Origin of the sequence: Streptomyces sp. NPDC006450, from assembly GCF_040612195.1 — a bacterium.
Lineage (GTDB): Bacteria > Actinomycetota > Actinomycetes > Streptomycetales > Streptomycetaceae > Streptomyces.
Window position 1 is genome coordinate 1 of the sequence record NZ_JBEXPT010000002.1, and the last position, 17,114, is coordinate 17,114.

Genomic DNA, 17,114 nt, shown 5'->3' on the forward strand with positions numbered 1-17,114 from the left:
GGCCCCGCCGGTGAGACGCGGCGCCTCGGCCGCCGCGTCGACGGCCGCTCCGGCCTCCACCCGTGCCGCCAGCTCCTGCGCCCAGCGCACCATCCCGCCCAGGTCCATCCCGTAGGGGGGACCGGCCTCGGAGGCGGCCTCGCCCCCGGCCGCGTACAGCCCGGCCAGGGCGGAAGCGCCGCGGCGCAGCAGCCGGGCCCCGCCGACCGAGTTCCCGCGCGCGGAGTGCGTGAGCCCGACCGCCAACTGCGCCAGCGCCCGCCACAGCGGAGCCTCGGCCCCGGGCCCGGACTTCCAGGCGTCCTCGAACACCTCGTGCGCGTGGAAGGGCATCCCGGCGTCCAGCAGTCGCTGCGCCTCGCGCACCGTCTCCCCGGGCGCCCGCACCACCCCCTCCGGCTGCCGCTCCACCCCCTGCGTCCCGTAGGGCAGCGGCCGCCCCAGCCCGTCCCTGGGCCGCGCGTTCCGCGCCCGCCCCTCACCGTCCCGATCCCGTGCGTTCACCCCCTCATCCTCTCTTCCTCCCCCCTCCCGCCGGCAACCGGTGCATGGACACCCCTCGCTGTGGGGTAATGTTCTGCATGTGCCGCCGAGACGGGGGAAACCCCAGATCAGAAGCACATCGGGACGTGGCGCAGCTTGGTAGCGCACTTGACTGGGGGTCAAGGGGTCGCAGGTTCAAATCCTGTCGTCCCGACTTTGCTTTATGCAGGTCGGAGGTCGTCTTCTCAGAAATGAGAAGGCGGCCTTTCGTGCGTTCGGGGCCCGTTGCGGGCGCTACAGGGACCCGCCCCTCGGTCGAGTTCCCGCGCGCGGCGAGGACGGCCACATCGCCCCTGCCCCTGCCCCTGCCGGTGTCGAGCCCGGCCCTTCCGGGGGGTTCATCCGGTCAGGAGGACTGCTCCGTCAGGACCGCCGGGGCGCACGCCAGGCGGGAGGCTTTCGCTCCCGGTCGGCCGGTTTTGGGCTAGCGGAAGAAAAGCCTTGGACCGTGCGGGCGCCCGTGCGGGACACTCCGCTTTCCGACCAGACGGTCCGAGAAGGCAGGGTTGGGATGGGATCGCCCGAATCGCACGGAAGTTCACCGAACACGAGTCCATCGCGCAGGAGTCCGGTGCTCCTCGCACTTCGTTACTACGGGCGGGAGCTGGTCCGCCTGCGATGGCTGACGGCGCCCGCGATGCTGCTCCCGGCGCTGGGCAACATCGGCATCCACTACATCGCGCCCCTGGTCGTCGCCAAGCTCGTCGGCCGGATCGCGGGTGGGGAGGGAGGCGCCGCGGGTGCCGGGGGCGCTCTCGGCTGGGCCATGCCCTACGTCCTCGGCTTCGCCGGGGTCCTGCTGCTCTCGGAGGCGTTCTGGCGCATCGGGCTGCACTGCCTGAACCGCCTCGACGCCCGCGGGATCGAGCAGCTCTACGTCACCGGCATGGACGAACTGTTCGCCAAGGACGCGGCGTTCTTCCACGACAACTTCGCCGGATCGCTGACGAAGCGGATCCTGAGCTTCGCCTCCCGCTTCGAGGAGTTCGTCGACACGCTGACCTTCTCGGTCATGGGCAGCTTCGTTCCCCTGCTGTTCGCCTCGGTCGTCCTGTGGCAGTACGACCCGCTGCTCGTCGTCGGTCTGCTGACGATGATCACGATCACGGGCCTGGGCGTGGCGCCCCTGATCCGCCGCCGCCAAGTGCTCGTCGCCCGGCGGGAGGAGGCGATCGCCCGGGTGTCCGGCCACGTGGCGGACAGCCTGATGAACATGGACACCGTCCGGGCGTTCGCCGCCGAATCGCGCGAGGCCGCCGAACACCGCACCCGGGTCGCGGAGTCGAGGAAGCTCACCCTGCGCTCGTGGGACTACGGCAACCTGCGCATCGACACGCTGGTCGCGCCCCTGTCCGTGGCGACCAACGTGCTGGGGCTGATGCTCGCCATCGTGCTCGGCGGGGGAGCGCACGGGGTGGAGGCGGTCATCGTCGCCTTCACCTACTACGCCGGCGCGACGCGGATCATGTTCGAGTTCAACCAGATCTACCGCCGCCTGGAGAGCTCGATGACGGAGGCCGCGCAGTTCACCGAACTGTTGCTGACGCCGCCGACCGTCCTCGACCCGGTGGATCCGGAACCGCTGCGGCGCCCGCCCACGGCCGATGTGCGGTTCGAGCGGGTGACCTTCGGCCACGAGGGCGGGCAGCCCCTCTTCGACGGCCTGGACCTGGTCGTGCCCGGCGGGTCGAAGCTCGGTCTCGTCGGCCGGTCCGGCGGGGGCAAGACCACGCTCACCCGGCTGCTGCTGCGGATGACGGACATCGACGCGGGCCGGATCCTGATCGGCGGCCAGGACATCAGCCGGCTGAGCCAGGCCGACCTGCGCAGCCTGATCGCCTACGTCCCCCAGGACCCGGCGATGTTCCACCGCACGCTGCGCGACAACATCGCCTTCGCCCGCCCGGACGCCACCGACGCGGAGATCCGCCGCGCGGCCGAGGCGGCGCACGTCACCGAGTTCGCCGACGGGCTGGCGGACGGCTTCGACACCATGGTGGGCGAGCGCGGGGTGAAGCTGTCCGGCGGGCAGCGCCAGCGGGTCGCCCTCGCCCGGGCGATCCTTCGCGACGCACCGATCCTGCTCCTCGACGAGGCGACCAGCGCCCTGGACTCCGAGAGCGAGATCCTGGTCCAGGACGCGCTGTGGCGGTTGATGGACGGACGGACGGCGCTCGTGGTCGCGCACCGGCTGAGCACGGTCGCCACGATGGACCAGCTCGTCGTCCTCGACCACGGACAGATCGTCGAGCAGGGCACGCACCACCAACTGCTCGACGCGGACGGTGCGTACGCCAAGCTGTGGCAGCACCAGTCGGGCGGTTTCATCGACGACACCGCCGCGCGGGCCGACCTGCGCTGACCGGGGGAGGGGCGGGTGCCGTCGTAGCAGCGGCTGCTGCCGTGGTGGCGGCGGCGGTGCGACGGCACGGGCGCCCGGTCAGAACTCCGCAGCGAGGGCGAGCTGCCGCTCGCGGTCCTGTCTGAGGAGCTGCGGGATGGCCCCGCTCGGCGCCACGCCCAGTTCCGCGGACAGCAACTCCTGATAGCCGCGGTAGCGGCGGTGCGCGTCGGCGACCTCGCCGACGAACAGGCACGATTGCACGGCTATCCGCCGGGGCCCCTCCCGCAGCGGGTCGGCCTGGGTGGCGGCGTCGGCCAGTTCGAGCACCGCGGAGTGCTGCCGGCGCTGGAGGAGCCTCTCGGCGAGGCGCTCCAGGGTCTGCACGCGCTGGAGCCTCCACTTCTCCTGGAACGGGACGAGCCAGTCGTCGTCCCAGTCGTTCAGCAGAGGGTGCCGCAGGAGGCTCCACGCCTGCGGCAGCCGGTCCTCGGCGGCCGCCGCCCCGACTGGCCCGGCCGCCGCACCCGCCGTCCCGGCCGCCCCGACGGCCCCGGACACCGCCGCTACCAGCCGGGCCGCGGCCCGGTAGTCCACCTCGACGTGATCGGTGAGGGTGATGGTGGTGTGCGAAGCCCGCAACAGCCCCCCGGCCGTGGCCTGATTTAACCGCCACACGGTCTGGCGCAACCGGGCCCCCGCCCGCTCCGGCGGGGCATCGGGCCACAGTCGGGCGGCCAGATCGCCGCGCCGGAGCGGGCGGTCGCTCAGCACCAGGGCCGCGACGAGCCGTTGCTGGATGTCGCTGAGATCGGTGACCCGCTGGTCGGTGCGGCAGACGAAGCCTGGCAGCAGCGATATGTGCACGATGCCTAAGCCGGTGGGATTCATCGCACCTCTCGGGTCGTCCGACGGGCCGCCGGCCGCCGGGTGGGGCGCTCCATTGATCCCGATTTCCACGTCGCTTCACATGAGCTTCACAACGGCTGTGGTATGAGCGTGAGGCAAGGCCTGGAGATCGTCAACACCCGTGCGCGGCGCGTTCCGGCCGTCCCGACCCGGCGTCGCAAGACGCCCCGCCCGCGTTGCGTATGTCCCCTTCGTCGCTCCGGCACAACCCACATTCGTGGGGTTGTTTCACGGGTCCGCCGCGCGCAGTCTCGGTTGCGTCCCCGATCGAACGCGACAGCGAAAGGTGGAAGCATGACCTTCAACGCCCTGGAGTCCCTGCGTGCGGCCGGTGTCATCGGCGGCACGATGGCGCCCGCTCTCGAAGAGTTCTACGCCAGCCTGACCCCGGAGGAGACCAAGGTCCTCATCTCGACGAAGACCCGCCTCGCGGCGATCCTGCCCGACGTGGTGGCGCACTCCCAGGACTGGACCTCCCCCGAGGCCACGAAGGAGGGCTTCGACGCCGCGATGCTGTGTGCCTGCGGCCTCTGGTCGGGATCGGGCCAGGCCGAGAACTGACCGTTCACAGGCGGGGTCCGGCGGCCACTCGCGTCGGGCCGCGCCTGTGCCAGCCCAGAGAGAGGAGGCGGGATGCGCGGAAAGCTGGTTCGGAACCTGTCGTTGTTCGAGGTGCCGGGCGACCTGACGTACTTCGTGCACGGCGAGGACCACCTCGTGGTCAACCCGGAGGTGGCCGCCCGGTGCGTCCTCTCCGGACGTGAGTTCCGGGTCCTCGAAGCCCTGGCATCCGCCCGGGCCCGCGGGGAGCAGCCGGGGCTGGAGCCCAGCGACGAGACGGAGCGCGTCCTCGCCAAGCTCATCCTGAACTGGATCGTGTACTTCAACGGCAACAAACCCAAGGTCAGGCTGGGCGAACCGCCCCTGGGCGTCGCGTACTACGCCATCACCGACGGCTGCAACCTGCGCTGTCCCTACTGCTACGCCTCCTCCGAGAAGTGCCTTCCGGGCGAGCTCGACACCGCCGAGTCCCTGGACCTGGTCTCGCAGATCGCCGACTTCGGCGCCGGGACCATCATCTTCACCGGCGGCGAGCCGATGCTCCGCAAGGACCTGTTCCAGGTCGTGGAGCACGCCAAGAACAGCGGCCTGAAGGCCAACGTCATCACCAACGCGACGATGATCCGCACCGAGGCGAAGGCCAAGCGGTTCGCCGAGCTCTTCGACGCCGTCACCGTGAGCCTCGACGGGGGTACGGCCGAGACCCACGACCGCACCCGCGGCAAGGGCGCCTTCGCCAAGACCCACCGGGCGATCCAGCTCCTCAACGAGGCCGGGGTGGCGCCGGCCATCAACCACATCGTCACCTCGGACAACGTCCACGAGCTCGAGGACTTCGCCTCGTTCCTCGACGGGATCGAGATCCACAGCGTCCGCCTGATGAACCACAACGACCTGGGCCGCGGCGTCGGTGACGAGTACGACTTCGGCTGGCAGGACCACCTGAAGGTGCAGCAGCTCGTCTGGACCTCGCCGGTCGCCGGCAAGCTCAAGCCGGACGGGCCGAGGCCGGTCACCGCGTGCTCCGTCAAGGGCAACTGCGGCATGGGCGGGAACGAGATCTACGTCAACTCCCTCGGGGACGTCTACCCGTGCAAACTCATCACGGGCAAGGGGGAGTTCGCCGGGAACATCAGGAAGCAGCGGCTGTCGGAGATCTTCGCGAGCCCGGTCCTGACCTCGATGCGCAAGAGCACGGTGTACGGCGGAGAGTTCCACGCCGACTGCGAGAAGTGCTACATCAAGGCGAACTGCGGCGGCGGCTGCCGGGCCGCGCACATGTCGGAGTCCGGGGACCTGCGGCGCAACAGCCGTCACCTGTGCCGGATCCTGCGGCACGGAGTCACCACGCAACTGTGGCAGGAGACCGGGGTGACCCGCGCCGAACTCGCTGTGAACGGCCTGGAGATGACGGTCCCGCGGCTGGTCGCCACCGGGGAGGTGCACGAGGCCCACGACCAGTGGAAGACCTACGTCCGCCCGCCGGCGCCCGTGCCCGCGATCAAGGTGGGAGAACTGATTCCGATCATGCCGGTGAACAGGAGGCTGGGAGATGTCCCTGCACATCAGTGACGCGGTGATCTGGCAGGAGACCCCGGACGGCATCTCGCTCTACCACAGCGAGTCCGGCGACTTCCGCACCCTGAACGCGACGGCCGCCCAGATCTGGGCGCTCGTGGAGAGCGACGGGGACCGGGAGACGGTCATCAGGAACCTGTCCCTGCTGTTCGCCGGGCACCACCCGGTGATGGCGGCCCGCATCCGCGAGGAAGTGGACTCCTTCATCAGCTCCATGGTCGAGGCCGATCTCCTTCAGGAGACGGAGACCGGGGCGGAAGACCGGACGCGGAGCGAGCCGGCCGCGCGGTCATGACCAGGGCCGTCGTCCTCGGCGGGGGCTTCGCGGGCGTGCTGGTGGCCAAGGTGCTCTCCCGGCACGTCGACGAGGTCACCGTCGTCGAGGGCGGCCGGTACCCGGCCGGCCCCGGGGTCCGGCCGGGGCTGCCGCAGGCGTTCCACAGCCACGTGCTGGTGACCGCCGGCGCCGAGGCGCTGGACACGTTGCTCCCGGGAACGCTGGACGCGCTCCTCGCCCGGGGCGCGCACCGCCGGGGCCTCCCGGACGGGGCGCTGATCCTGAGCGCGGACGGCTGGTTCCGCCGCCACGAGACCGGAGCCTTCATGGTCTCGTGCAGCCGATGGCTGATGGACCACGTCATCCGGCAGCGGGCCTTGGCCGACGGAGCGGTCACGGTGCGGGAGCGCACCCGGGTCCTGGGACTCGCGGGGGACGCGTCGCGCGTGAGGGGTGTCCTGGTCGCGGGCGAGGACGGCTCGGGCGAGACCCTCCGCGCCGACCTCGTGGTCGACGCGACGGGCCGGCGTTCGCGGGCCGGACGATGGCTGACCGCGATCGGCGGACCCGAGGTCGAGGAGGAGGTGGTCGACCCGGGGCTGGCGTATTCCACCCGGATCTACCGGGCACCGCCCGGCCTCGCCGCCGACCTCCCGGCGATCATGGTGCACCCGCGGCCTTCGAGCGGCCGTCCCGGGTACGGAGCCACGCTGTTCCCCATCGAGGACGGCCGGTGGATCTTCACCCTCACCGGCACCCGCGCCGCCCGGCCGCCGGTGGACGAGCCGGGCTTCACCGACTGCGTACGCTCGCTGCGCTCGCCGATCGCGGCGGAACTGCTGGCCGCAGCCGAACCCCTCGGCGGCGTACGGCCGTTCCGCGCCACCGCGAACCGCAGGAGGTTCTTCGAGCGGCTGCCCCTGCCCGAAGGCTTCCTCGTGGTCGGCGACGCGCTGACGGCGGTGAACCCCGTCTACTCCCACGGGATGTCGGTCGCGCTGCTCGGCGCCCTGCGGCTGGACCGGGAGCTGACGGAGCGCGGCGCCGGGCCCCGCGTGCTGCCCGCGGTCCAGGTTGCGGTGGCGGAAGTGGCCTCGGAGTCCTGGCGGATGGCGACCGAACAGGACCGGGTACGGGCCGCCGCGGAGAGCCCCGTCTCCGCCTCCGGCTCCGGGCTCGGCTCCGGCTCCGGATCCGCCGGGCGTCCCGTGTCCGCCGCCGGGCAGCGGATGAGGGCCAGGGTGTCCCAAGCGGTGCTCAGCAGCCCGGCGTTGATGACCCGGCTGTTCCGCGCCCAGACGCTGGTCCCGTCCCCGGCCGGTTCCGCGGTGCCCTCCGCCGGGCCCTGCGCGGCCCCGCCTCTGGACACCGACGAGGCCGTCGCGCAGTTCCCCGGGCTCCGCGACTGGTGGTTCTCGCAGCGCGGCGTCCCACAACCCACCCCGGGAAGGGAACCGTGACCGCACGAGCCGTACCGCTGATCCCGCACTCCGTCCTGTTCGGCAACCCGTCGTACCTCGTACCGGAGATCTCCCCGGACGGCACCCGGCTCGTGTACCTGGCCCCGGACGACGGCGTGCTGAACGTATGGACGGCGCCGGTGGACCGGCCCGGGGAGGCGAAGCCCGTCACGCACGACCGGGGCCGCGGCATCCGGACGTACGGCCTCTGCCACGACGACCGGACCCTCTTCTACCTGCGGGACCGGGACGGCGACGAGAGCTGGCGGGTCCACCTCGTCGACCTGGTCACCGGCCGGGAGCGCTGCGCCACCCCCTTCGACGGTGTCCAGGCACGGGTGCTGGCGCACAACCGGTGGCACCCGACGACCGTGCTGATCGGGCTGAACAAGGACCGGCCGGGGCTGCACGACGTCTACGCCCTCGATCTCGTGACGGACCGGCTCACCAAGGTCGCGGAGAACCCCGGGTACCTGAGCTGGATCGTCGACACCGACCTGCGGGTGCGCGGCGGCACGGTGATGAAGCCCGACGGCGGGCTGTCCGTCTTCCTCGACCCGCCGGACGGACCGGCCGGTCCCGGCGGCGCCGGCGGCCCGGACGGTGCCACGCCCTGGCTCGACGTGCCCTACGAGGACGCGATGGGCACGCGCGTCATCGGCTTCTCGCGCGACGGATCCACCTGCCACCTCCTGTCCTCCATCGGGGCCAACGCCACCCGCCTGTTCGCCGTCGACCTCGCGACCGGGCGGCGGACGCTGCTCGCGGAGGATCCGGTGTACGACGTCAAACAGGTCGAGTTCGACCCCGTGACCCGCCGGCCGCAAGCCGTGCTGTTCGTGAAGGACCGCGACACGTGGGTCTTCCTCGACGAGGAGTTCGGCAAGGACCTCGACCGGATCCGCGGCGAGCTCGCCCTTCTGTCGGTCGACGGCGAGGTCTACGTGGACCGCACCGACCGCGCCGAACGGCTGTGGACGGTCTCGGTGGTGACCGGAGCCGGCCCCGTCCTCTACTACGTCTACGACCGGCAGGACGGGGCGCTGCGCTACCTCTTCAGCCACCAGCGGGAGCTGGAGGCCTACACGCTCGCCCGGATGGAGCCCTTCTCCTTCGCCGCGCGCGACGGCGTCACCCTTCACGGTTACGTCACCTGGCCTCCCGGCGCGCAGCGCACGGGCCTGCCCGCGGTGGTGAACGTGCACGGCGGGCCCTGGGCCCGCCACACCTTCGCGTTCGACGAGGAGGCGCAGCTCCTGGCCAATCGCGGCTACGCCTGCGTCCAGGTCAACTTCCGCGGTTCGACGGGCTACGGCAAGCACTTCCGCAACCTGGGCGCCAAACAGTGGGGCGCCGCGATGCAGACCGACCTGCTCGACGCGGTCGGCCACCTGGTCGAGGGCGGCGGGATCGACCCCGCGCGGATCGCCATCATGGGCTGCTCGTACGGGGGTTACGCCGCCCTGGTCGGCGCGGCCTTCACCCCGGAGGTGTTCACCTGCGCGATAGACCTCTGCGGTCCGTCGAACCTGCTGACCCTGCTGGCGGCCGGCGCGCCGTACCGCACCGCGCTGCGCGCCTTCATGCACGCCCAGGTGGGGGATCCGGAAACGGAGCGCGCCATGCTGTGGGAACGCTCTCCGCTGTCGCGGGTCGAGGAGATCCGCATCCCCGTCCTGGTCGTCCAGGGCGCGAACGACGTCCGCGTGCCCCAGGCGGAGGCCGAGCAGATCGTCGCGGCACTGAAGGCCAAGGAACTCCCGTACGAATACCTGCTGTTCCCCGACGAGGGGCACGGGCTGGCCCGGCCCGCCAACCGGCAGGCCTACTACGCGGCGGTCGAGCGGTTCCTCGCGGAGCACCTGGCCTGAACCCGCATCAGGCAAGGGCCGCCCGCACCAGGTTCGGCAGGTGCAGGCGGGTCTCCGCCTCCTCGTGGACGGCCCGGACGAACCCTCCGCCCGTCAGCGCGCTCAAGCCCTCCACCACCTGGTTCATGGGACGCTGGAGGGCTTCGGCGGCCTCGCAGGCCGTCAACGGCCGGTCGAAGAGGGCCAGTTCTCCGAGGAGCGCGCGAGGATCGGGGGCCAGGCGCTCGACCCCCGACCGGATCGGGCAGCCGATCGTCCCGGGAACACCGGCGGGCCGGGCGGCCACCGGCAGTTCGAGCAACTGGGCCGCGGGCATGTCCGCGAGCCGGCGCAGGCTCAGTACCCCGCACCGCGCGGCCGCCGCCTCCAGTGCGGCCGGCAGACCGTCCAGGGTCCGGCACAGCCGCACCGCCGCCCCCACGTCCGCCCGGCCGAGTGCGAATCCCGGCCGGATCTCCGAGAGCCGGTCCACGAGCAGCCGCACCGACGGTACGCCGGCCAGGACGTCCAGGGAGCTCGCGGCCTCCCAGTCCGGCCCGGGGACGGCCAGCGGCGCGAGCACCGTCCCGTGGATCCCGGCGACGTTCCACGGCGCCCGTGACGTACTGACCACCCGGATCCCGGGGCAGTACGCCAACAGCTCCTCCACTCCGACCGGATCCCGGGCATCGGCGACCCCGTCGAGCACGAGCAGGACCTCGTGCCGGCCGATGAGGCGGCAGACCGCGGCCACGTCCTGCGCACCCGATTCGACGAGCAGGCGCAAGGACCTCAGCAGGGGGCCGAAGGCCGTGCCGTGACCGTCGAGCGCCACCGCTCCCGCCCCGATCCACAGTACCGGCCAGCCGCGCCGGGAGCTCAGCCGAGCCGCGGTCTCCGCGGCCACCCGCGACTTCCCCACGCCCGCGAGCCCCGAGAGGGAGACCAGCCGGCGGTGATCAGACTCCAGGGCGCCCACCAGCGCCCGGACCTCGACGTCCCGGCCGAGGAGGGCGGTGACGGACGTGGGTACCGCCGGGCAGGGATCGGCTCCGGCCGGAGCGGGCCCGCCGCTGCCCAGGCCCGCGCTGACGAAGAGCTCCCGCGCCAGGCCGTCCAGCTCCAGGGCGTCGGCGAGCAGCCGGACGGTCTGCATCCGGGCGTTCACCCGGCCCGACTCCAGGGCGCGGATCGTCCGCGGGCTGATCGTGGACCGGTCGGCCAGCGTGCGCTGGGTGAGCCCGGCCTGCACGCGCTTGAAGCGGAGCAGTTCGGGAAACGACGGAGCCTTCGCCTCGGCACTGTGGACCATAGCCCAGGAGGGTAGGAGGGGCCCGTTCCGTACGCGTCTCGGGTGCGTCCCCGGCACGTCTGCGCTCCGTCTCCGTCGGCCGTCAGACCACCTTCGAACTGGGGTGCGCACCCCGGTCCAGCAGGTCCAGCGAGATGCTCAGCAGCGAGACGGCCAACGGGTCGGACGCGTCCATCACCGCATGCTCCGACAACCGGGCCACCAGCTCTCCCATGCGCGGCGCCCCCCTCGCGGCCTGTTCGCTGCGCCGCAGCAGCGCGAGGCTCAGGGCGGCCTGCGTGGCGAGCAGCCCCAGCAGTTCGATGTCGTCGAGCTCCCGGCCGGGGGCGTTCGCGTCGTGGGCGCGGCGGTCCAGCACCTCGATCACGCCGATGCACTCCCCGTCCGCGATGAGCGGGGCGGCCATGATGCTCGCGGGGACGTACCCGGTGGAGGCCGCGGCATCGCGCGCGAACCGGTCGGTCGCTCCGACGTCGTCCGTGATCAGCGGCTGTCCGCTGGCCGCCACCCAGCCGGCGATGCCGGTGCCGGGCTCGAAGCGCCTGCCGACCAGCCCCTGCTCGCCCTCGCCCGCGACCGCCGCGAAGATCAGCTCACCGGTGTCGGGGCTCACCATGAACACCGAGGACGCGGCGGCCCCGTAGATGTAGCGGGCCACCGTGACGACAGACTGCAGGAGCTGACGTTCGGTGGCCATCAGATCGTGTGGCCAGGGTTTCATTCTTCTCCGCCTCCTTCTCCTCGGACCGACGTGCTGGGGACCGTTACGTTCGCGGCGCAGTGGTACAGGACGCTCTTGAGCTGGAACGGCGTGAGCCACGGATGCTTGCTCAGGACGAGGGCCGCGATCCCGGCCATGTGAGGCGCCGCGAAGCTGTTGCCGGTGTTGCGGACCGTGCCGCCGCCCAGGCTCGCCACCGGTACGCGCACCCCCCGCGCGCGGAACTCGACCGGGGGCGCGGCGTTGTAGTAGAAGCGCATGCCGTCCGGCTCGGCGTGGCTGGCGACCGAGATCACCGAGGCGAAGTTCCAAGGGAAGCTTTCGATCGGCAGGTTGTGGGCCGCAGCGACCACCGCGGTCCGGCGGAAGTAGGCCCGGTCGCACAACTCGCTCAGCCGGTCACGGAATTCGACCCTGCTCGTCGACAGGCTCATGCTGACCACGTCGAACCCCTCCTCGATCGCGAAGGCGAGCCCGGCGATCAGCGCGGAGGCGCTCCCGGCCCTCCCGTCACCGAGCACCTTGAGCGAACTGAGCGACACCCGGGGCGCGATGGAGCGGATGATCCCCGCACAGGCGGTCCCGTGCCCGGCGGTGTCGAGCGGCTCGCACTCCTCCACGCGCGGAGCCCGGCCCTCGGCGCTCACCACCTGCCAGGCCCGCTCGACCGTGCCGACCAGCGGATGCGCCGCCTGGACACCGCTGTCGAGCACGCAGACCCGTACGCCCTCGCCGCTCGCGCCCTCCCAGGCCCAGCGCGGGCCGATCCCTTCGAACAGGGCCGTCGGCAGGGGTTCGCCGGGGTCCCCGCCGGCCGACATGCTCCACGCGGGCATCCCCGACGCGTGCGGCCGCCGCTCGCGCCGCCAGGGCGCGCCGTTCACCTCCATGCCCGTACCGCCTCCAGCGGCTTCACCGCGCCGACGGCCGCGTAGCTGTCGACGGCCAGCGCCGCCATGGCCACGGCCGCGGCCCCCTCGCCCAGACACCGGTGGGCCCGGGCCAGGTCGAAGCAGACCTCGCCCCGCAGACACGGGTCGTCGAGGTCCCGGAGCAACCGCATCACCTCGGCGCGCATCGGCTCGGCGCGGCCCTGCGCGGCGGCGCCCAGTACGGCGGCCGACAGGCACAGGATCCGGCCCCGGACGTCCATCTCCGCGCGCCGCGCGAGCAGTTCCGCGATCCGGCGGGCCGCCTCGTCCGTCCGGTCACGGCGGGCGCACTCGCGGGCCGCCTGCACCCGCATGGTCAGCGCGACCGGTACGTAGCCGGCTTGTTCGAGAGCGTCCGCCGCCCCGCGGAAGCGCCGCTCGGCCTCCGCGTGCTCACCCTCCAGCGAGGCGGCCAGCGCGGCCACCTGATCGACCAGGACCCGCCCCAGGGTCAGCCGGAGCTGTCCCACCACGGACTCGGCCTCGGCCAACGCAGTGCGCGCACCGGCCCGGTCCCCGATCAGCGCCAGGCAGCGGGCGCGGGCGGCCAGCGCGGGCAGGGCCAGGAACCGGTCGGCTGCGAACCGCTCCAGGAGCTCCGCGCACCCCGCGAGCTTCTGCGCCATCGGGCTCGGCGACCACTGCCGGATCTCGCACAGGGCCACCAGCAGGCGGTCCTCCTCGTACGCGTCACCGACGTCCCGGGCGTGGGCGAGCGCCGCGCACGCCGCTTCCTCGGCCGCCCCGAACCGGCCGTGGTCCAGATGGATCAGCATCCGCACCTGCTCGAAGCGGCACCGGGCGGACCGGTCGGGCCGGTCGGGCTCCTCGCCGTCGAGCGCGGCCCGCAGCGCCTCCACGTCGGCCGCGGTGACCTTGCCGAGCCGGGCGGCCAGCAGAAGCCGCTGCGCCCGCACCAGGGCGGGACCGGACCCGGTGCCGGGCCACGCGCCCTCCTCCACCACCTCCAGCGCGCCCCGGGTGTCCCCGGAGAGCATGAGGGCGTCGCTGAGGCGGACGGCCGCGACCGACCGGCACCGGCCCGGCCCGCCCCGCGCCAGTACGACGGACCGTCCGAGCAGCCCGATCGCCGTCGGCAGATCACGCTGCCGCAGCGCCACGGTGCCCTCGCCCAGCAGGGCCCCGGCCGCCTGCCAGGCCAGTTCCGGCAGCTCCGCATCGTCCGGGCGCAGCTCCCCGAGGAGCCGGGTCGCGGCTTCGAGGTGGAAGCCGGGACTGAAACCGTGCTCGGCCAGCCGCCGGTGCCAGGAGACGCGCTGCTCCTTCTCCAGCCTGCCGTACGCCACTTCGTGCACCGGTTGCTGGACGAAGCGGTAGCCGCCCTCCTCCTCCGTGGCCTGGAACAGCCGCTGCCCCGCGAGCTCCGCGACCGACGCGGCCGGCGCCGGCTCACCCAGCAGCGCGAGCTGCTCCAGGGTGAACGAGGGGCCGATCACCGAAGCCGCGCCCAGCAGCCGCCGGCCCGGCGCGGGCAGCCGGTCGATCATCGCCCCCACCATGGCCGTGATGGTCGGGGGCACCTCTTCCACGGTCCGGCCGTTCCTCAGCCAGTCCATCATCAGCCGGATGTACAGCGGATTGCCCGCGCTGTACAGCGAGACCCGGTCGACCTGTTCGGCCAGGTCGAGCCCGTGCAGCTCGACCTCGTCACCGCTCCCGAGCCCGGCCAGCGAGAACGCCAGCCGTGCGCTGTCGGCCGGGAGCAGCGCCCCGACCTCGATCACGTCCGCCTTCCGCGACGCGGCGCCCTCCTGCGACCCGGGGCTCCCCTGCGGCCCGGAGCCCTCCTGCGACCCGGATCCCTCCCGCGACCAGGGGCCCTTCCGGCCCGTGAGCTCCGGTCGGGACACGCAGACCATCAGGAGCGGGAGGTCCCGCAGCCCGTCCATGAGCTCGCCGATGAGCCGCAGGAGCGACTGCCCGGCCCACGCGAGGTTGTCCCACACCACGACGAGGGGGTCGCGGGCCGCCGCGCCGAGCAGTTCGCGGGTCGCCCAGGACACCTCCTCCACACCCGGGCCCGGCACCGCCCCGGCCCGCCGGGGGAGCGAGGCGTCGCGCAGAGCCGCGAGGACTCCGCCGATCCGGGGGTCGCCGCGCAGCAACTCCGCGCAGGACGGTGCCCGCCGGATCAGCGCGTCCAGCATCTCCACGAGCGCCCCGTAGTTCCCGTCCGTTCCGTAGGACTGGCAGTTCCCGAACACGACGACGGGCCTGGCCCCGGCCGCGACGAGGTCGTCCACGGCCTCCCGGACCAGGCGGGTCTTGCCGATGCCCGGCGGTCCGAGCACGGTCACCAGCTGGGCGCGGCGCTCCCGGGCCACCCGGTGGTACACCCGGCGCAGCCGGTGGCGTTCGGCGCCGCGGTCCACCATGAGGGACCCCGCGTCGGCGCCGTCGGCCCCGTCGGCGGCGGCCTCGCCGGTGACCACCAGGACCGGTACCGGCTCGGCCTTGCCCTTCAGCGCCACCGGCGGCACCGGCACCATCGTGTAGTGCGGACGGGCCAGGTGCGCCACCGTCTCGTTCACGATGATCTCCCCGGCGACCGCCAGCGCCTGGAGGCGCGCGGCCAGGTTGACCACGTCGCCGACGACCCGGATGCCGGCCCGGGCCGAACGCGTCACCAGCGCCTCGCCGGCCGCGATCCCGCAATGGACCTCGACCGGAGCCGCGTCGGTGGCGGGCGTGCGCAGGTCACGGACCTCGGCGCGGATCCGCGTGGCCGCACGCAGCGCCCGCGTCGCGTCGTCCTCCTGCGAGGTGTCGGCCCCGAAGACCGCCATGACGGCGTCGCCGATGAACTTCTCGACGACCCCGCCGTGTTCCTCCACCGCGGCCGAGCAGATCTCGTAGTACTCGTCGAGCAGCCGTTGCAGCGGCTCCGGGTCCACACGCTCGGCGAGCCGGGTCCACCCGACCAGATCGAGGAAGAGTACGACCACCAGTCTTCGGCTCATGCGCGCTCAGAGCAGCTTCAGGTCGTGCGCCCACACCTCGGCATCCGCACCGGAATCCGCCTCGACCAGCCGCAGCTGGACCGATACGACGACCGACGTCTCCTCCTCGGTCAGGCCCGCGAGCACCTCGCGCTGCGCGGTGCTCAACTGGTCGACCGGAAGTCCGGCCGCACGCAGAGCGGTCAGAGGATCGAACACGTCACCCACCCCTTTCACGGGGCCGCACGGCGGCGGCCACACATCGATCGGCAGGAGCCGGTGGACGTAGCAGTAGGCCACCAGCTCCGCCCTGTTCCTGCAGTTGAACCGGTCGAGCAGGACACTGATCTCCTCGCCCACCGTGTGCCTGCTCAGGCGCAGCGCACGGGCCACGCGGTCGGTCGTATGACCCCGCGCCACCAGGGCCACGAGCACCAGGCCCCGGCTGGAGATCTCGGCACCCCGTATCGCCGTCACCGGCGCGGGCTCCTCACGACGCACTCCCAACGACGCACTCCACGACGCACTCCTCACGACGTACCGGTACTGCGTACGAACAACTCACGGACCATGACGGCCGCCATGAACGAGACGCCGTGCCAGCGCGCCTTGCGTTCGAACCAGAGCCAGTCCCCGTCCGGGTTGGCCTCCAGGAACACCGCCTCACCGGTGTCGGACACGAGCAGGTCGAACGCCCCGTAGCGCAGGTTCCACGCGGCGCACAGGGTGCGTACGGCCTCGGCCGCGGGGTGCGGGCAGTCGACGCGCGTCACGGCGACGCTGTCGGGGTCCGTCATCGGGCTCGACGGATCGGGCTTGCGGACCTCGAAGGCGCAGATTCCGCCGTCGAGGTGATAGACGCGCAGCTCACGCGCGTGTGCCACGTACTCCTGGACCACGACCGGACGCTCTCCCGGGGCGCCGCCCGGGGCCGGTCCCGAGCCCCGTTCGACCGCCTCCCGGCCCACGACCGCGGGCAGGCAGGCCTTCCAGGCCAGCCGGTCCGGCTCGAACAGCCGGAAGTCCGGAGTCTTGACCACGAGGGTGGCCGCCCCCACGTCGCGCGCGCCCGCCGCCACGTCGTTGGTGACGACCGTGCGGGGCGTCCGTATGCCCAGCCCGCGCGCCTCCACCAGCTGACCCGGCCCGACGACCGTGCCGCCGGGCAGCGCCGTGCCCGCCGCGGCCGACACCTGCCGGAGGAACCCGGACCAGGACTCCGCCCGCAGCGGAGTCATCGAACCCGCCGGCCTCGCCTGCGCCAGCAGCGCGCAGGCCGAACCGTGCCGCACCCAGACCACGGCCGGCCTGACCCGGCGCCCGGAGATCTCCAGCAGACCGGTGTCCACGTCCAGAGCCATCGACGTCGACATGAGTTCGTCCTGCCGGATCAGTATCGCCGGAGTTTCCAAAGGACCCGTCAAGGCATCGCGAACGACCTCCAATTCACGGCCGCCCGCGCAATTCACCAGAACCACAACGGATCTGCCGTCGCGGTCTTCCGCCTGTCGTGAACGGCTCATGCAGCGAATGCTAGCCAACGGGGGCCGTGCGGAAGGCGGCAGAACGGAGGCAGTTACCCGGCAGCTTGGGCGGCGGCCGCTCCCGTGCGGTCGCGCGGGCGTAACGTCCAGCCGCAGCAACCCGATCGGCCAAGCCGGAGAACACCG

The 17,114-nt window shown here is 72.6% G+C and carries 14 protein-coding genes and 1 tRNA gene; 7 read left to right on the plus strand and 8 right to left on the minus strand.

Annotation, left to right across the window (positions count from 1 at the left end; translation table 11 throughout):
• Window positions 1-504 (minus strand): DUF309 domain-containing protein (locus ABZY57_RS01010; RefSeq protein WP_356506833.1); only part of this gene is annotated, 504 nt, incomplete at its 3' end.
• A gap of 119 nt (window positions 505-623) precedes the next feature.
• On the opposite strand from ABZY57_RS01010, the gene ABZY57_RS01015 reads away from it, so the two are divergent.
• Both ABZY57_RS01015 and ABZY57_RS01020 read left to right on the plus strand, forming a co-directional pair.
• A tRNA-Pro gene (locus ABZY57_RS01015) sits at window positions 624-697 on the plus strand.
• A 357-nt stretch (window positions 698-1,054) separates the two neighbouring features.
• A complete protein-coding gene (locus ABZY57_RS01020; protein WP_356506835.1) occupies window positions 1,055-2,905 on the plus strand; it encodes an ABC transporter ATP-binding protein in 1,851 nt (616 codons plus the stop codon).
• A gap of 78 nt (window positions 2,906-2,983) precedes the next feature.
• Here the strand turns inward: ABZY57_RS01020 and ABZY57_RS01025 are convergent, their stop codons facing one another.
• The gene (locus tag ABZY57_RS01025) at window positions 2,984-3,775 is read right to left on the minus strand and encodes a BTAD domain-containing putative transcriptional regulator (protein ID WP_356506837.1); all 792 of its coding nucleotides are present in this window, start codon (window positions 3,773-3,775) and stop codon (window positions 2,984-2,986) included.
• Window positions 3,776-4,087: 312 nt separating this feature from the next.
• Here ABZY57_RS01025 and ABZY57_RS01030 point away from each other — a divergent pair, with 312 nt between their 5' ends.
• The 5 genes from ABZY57_RS01030 to ABZY57_RS01050 all read left to right on the plus strand — a co-directional run bounded on the left by ABZY57_RS01030 (window position 4,088) and on the right by ABZY57_RS01050 (window position 9,540).
• Window positions 4,088-4,354 (plus strand): StsA-related sactipeptide RiPP, encoded by a 267-nt coding sequence (locus tag ABZY57_RS01030; RefSeq protein ID WP_250741964.1) that lies wholly within the window; start codon window positions 4,088-4,090, stop codon window positions 4,352-4,354.
• Window positions 4,355-4,426: 72 nt separating this feature from the next.
• Window positions 4,427-5,926, plus strand: coding sequence for a StsB family radical SAM/SPASM domain sactipeptide maturase (gene stsB / locus ABZY57_RS01035; RefSeq protein WP_356506840.1), 1,500 nt, complete (start codon window positions 4,427-4,429; stop codon window positions 5,924-5,926).
• Complete coding sequence (locus ABZY57_RS01040; RefSeq protein WP_356506842.1) at window positions 5,907-6,227, plus strand: PqqD family protein; 321 nt, start codon at window positions 5,907-5,909, stop codon at window positions 6,225-6,227. The genes stsB and ABZY57_RS01040 overlap by 20 nt, the downstream gene beginning before the upstream one ends.
• A complete protein-coding gene (locus ABZY57_RS01045; RefSeq protein WP_356506844.1) occupies window positions 6,224-7,669 on the plus strand; it encodes an FAD-dependent monooxygenase in 1,446 nt (481 codons plus the stop codon). The genes ABZY57_RS01040 and ABZY57_RS01045 overlap by 4 nt, the downstream gene beginning before the upstream one ends.
• The gene (locus ABZY57_RS01050) at window positions 7,666-9,540 is read left to right on the plus strand and encodes a S9 family peptidase (protein WP_356506846.1); all 1,875 of its coding nucleotides are present in this window, start codon (window positions 7,666-7,668) and stop codon (window positions 9,538-9,540) included. The genes ABZY57_RS01045 and ABZY57_RS01050 overlap by 4 nt, the downstream gene beginning before the upstream one ends.
• 7 nt (window positions 9,541-9,547) lie before the next feature.
• Here the strand turns inward: ABZY57_RS01050 and ABZY57_RS01055 are convergent, their stop codons facing one another.
• The 6 genes from ABZY57_RS01055 to ABZY57_RS01080 all read right to left on the minus strand — a co-directional run bounded on the left by ABZY57_RS01055 (window position 9,548) and on the right by ABZY57_RS01080 (window position 16,817).
• The gene (locus tag ABZY57_RS01055) at window positions 9,548-10,831 is read right to left on the minus strand and encodes a helix-turn-helix domain-containing protein (RefSeq protein ID WP_356506848.1); all 1,284 of its coding nucleotides are present in this window, start codon (window positions 10,829-10,831) and stop codon (window positions 9,548-9,550) included.
• 82 nt (window positions 10,832-10,913) lie between these two features.
• Window positions 10,914-11,552, minus strand: coding sequence for a GAF domain-containing protein (locus ABZY57_RS01060; protein ID WP_356506850.1), 639 nt, complete (start codon window positions 11,550-11,552; stop codon window positions 10,914-10,916).
• Entirely contained in the window at window positions 11,549-12,442 is an 894-nt protein-coding gene (locus tag ABZY57_RS01065) for a S8 family serine peptidase (RefSeq protein ID WP_356506852.1), read from the minus strand. Before ABZY57_RS01065 ends, ABZY57_RS01060 begins: the two co-directional genes overlap by 4 nt.
• Window positions 12,433-15,465 (minus strand): adenylate/guanylate cyclase domain-containing protein, encoded by a 3,033-nt coding sequence (locus ABZY57_RS01070; RefSeq protein ID WP_356506854.1) that lies wholly within the window; start codon window positions 15,463-15,465, stop codon window positions 12,433-12,435. Before ABZY57_RS01070 ends, ABZY57_RS01065 begins: the two co-directional genes overlap by 10 nt.
• A gap of 6 nt (window positions 15,466-15,471) precedes the next feature.
• Window positions 15,472-15,921, minus strand: a complete 450-nt coding sequence (locus ABZY57_RS01075; protein WP_356506856.1) for a helix-turn-helix transcriptional regulator — start codon at window positions 15,919-15,921, stop codon at window positions 15,472-15,474.
• 53 nt (window positions 15,922-15,974) lie between these two features.
• Window positions 15,975-16,817: a hypothetical protein gene (locus ABZY57_RS01080; protein ID WP_356506858.1), complete on the minus strand. Its 843-nt coding sequence runs from the start codon at window positions 16,815-16,817 to the stop codon at window positions 15,975-15,977.
• Window positions 16,818-17,114 lie beyond the last annotated feature (297 nt).

What these genes read in the sequence shown, in the direction of transcription:
- ABZY57_RS01025 (WP_356506837.1), bottom strand. Translation starts at nt 3,775, where the DNA reads ATGAATCCCACCGGCTTAGGCATCGTGCACATATCGCTGCTGCCAGGC.
- stsB (WP_356506840.1), top strand. Translation starts at nt 4,427, where the DNA reads ATGCGCGGAAAGCTGGTTCGGAACCTGTCGTTGTTCGAGGTGCCGGGC.
- ABZY57_RS01060 (WP_356506850.1), bottom strand. Translation starts at nt 11,552, where the DNA reads ATGAAACCCTGGCCACACGATCTGATGGCCACCGAACGTCAGCTCCTG.
- ABZY57_RS01055 (WP_356506848.1), bottom strand. Translation starts at nt 10,831, where the DNA reads ATGGTCCACAGTGCCGAGGCGAAGGCTCCGTCGTTTCCCGAACTGCTC.
- ABZY57_RS01080 (WP_356506858.1), bottom strand. Translation starts at nt 16,817, where the DNA reads ATGTCGACGTCGATGGCTCTGGACGTGGACACCGGTCTGCTGGAGATC.
- ABZY57_RS01020 (WP_356506835.1), top strand. Translation starts at nt 1,055, where the DNA reads ATGGGATCGCCCGAATCGCACGGAAGTTCACCGAACACGAGTCCATCG.
- ABZY57_RS01070 (WP_356506854.1), bottom strand. Translation starts at nt 15,465, where the DNA reads ATGAGCCGAAGACTGGTGGTCGTACTCTTCCTCGATCTGGTCGGGTGG.
- ABZY57_RS01065 (WP_356506852.1), bottom strand. Translation starts at nt 12,442, where the DNA reads ATGGAGGTGAACGGCGCGCCCTGGCGGCGCGAGCGGCGGCCGCACGCG.
- ABZY57_RS01040 (WP_356506842.1), top strand. Translation starts at nt 5,907, where the DNA reads ATGTCCCTGCACATCAGTGACGCGGTGATCTGGCAGGAGACCCCGGAC.
- ABZY57_RS01030 (WP_250741964.1), top strand. Translation starts at nt 4,088, where the DNA reads ATGACCTTCAACGCCCTGGAGTCCCTGCGTGCGGCCGGTGTCATCGGC.
- ABZY57_RS01045 (WP_356506844.1), top strand. Translation starts at nt 6,224, where the DNA reads ATGACCAGGGCCGTCGTCCTCGGCGGGGGCTTCGCGGGCGTGCTGGTG.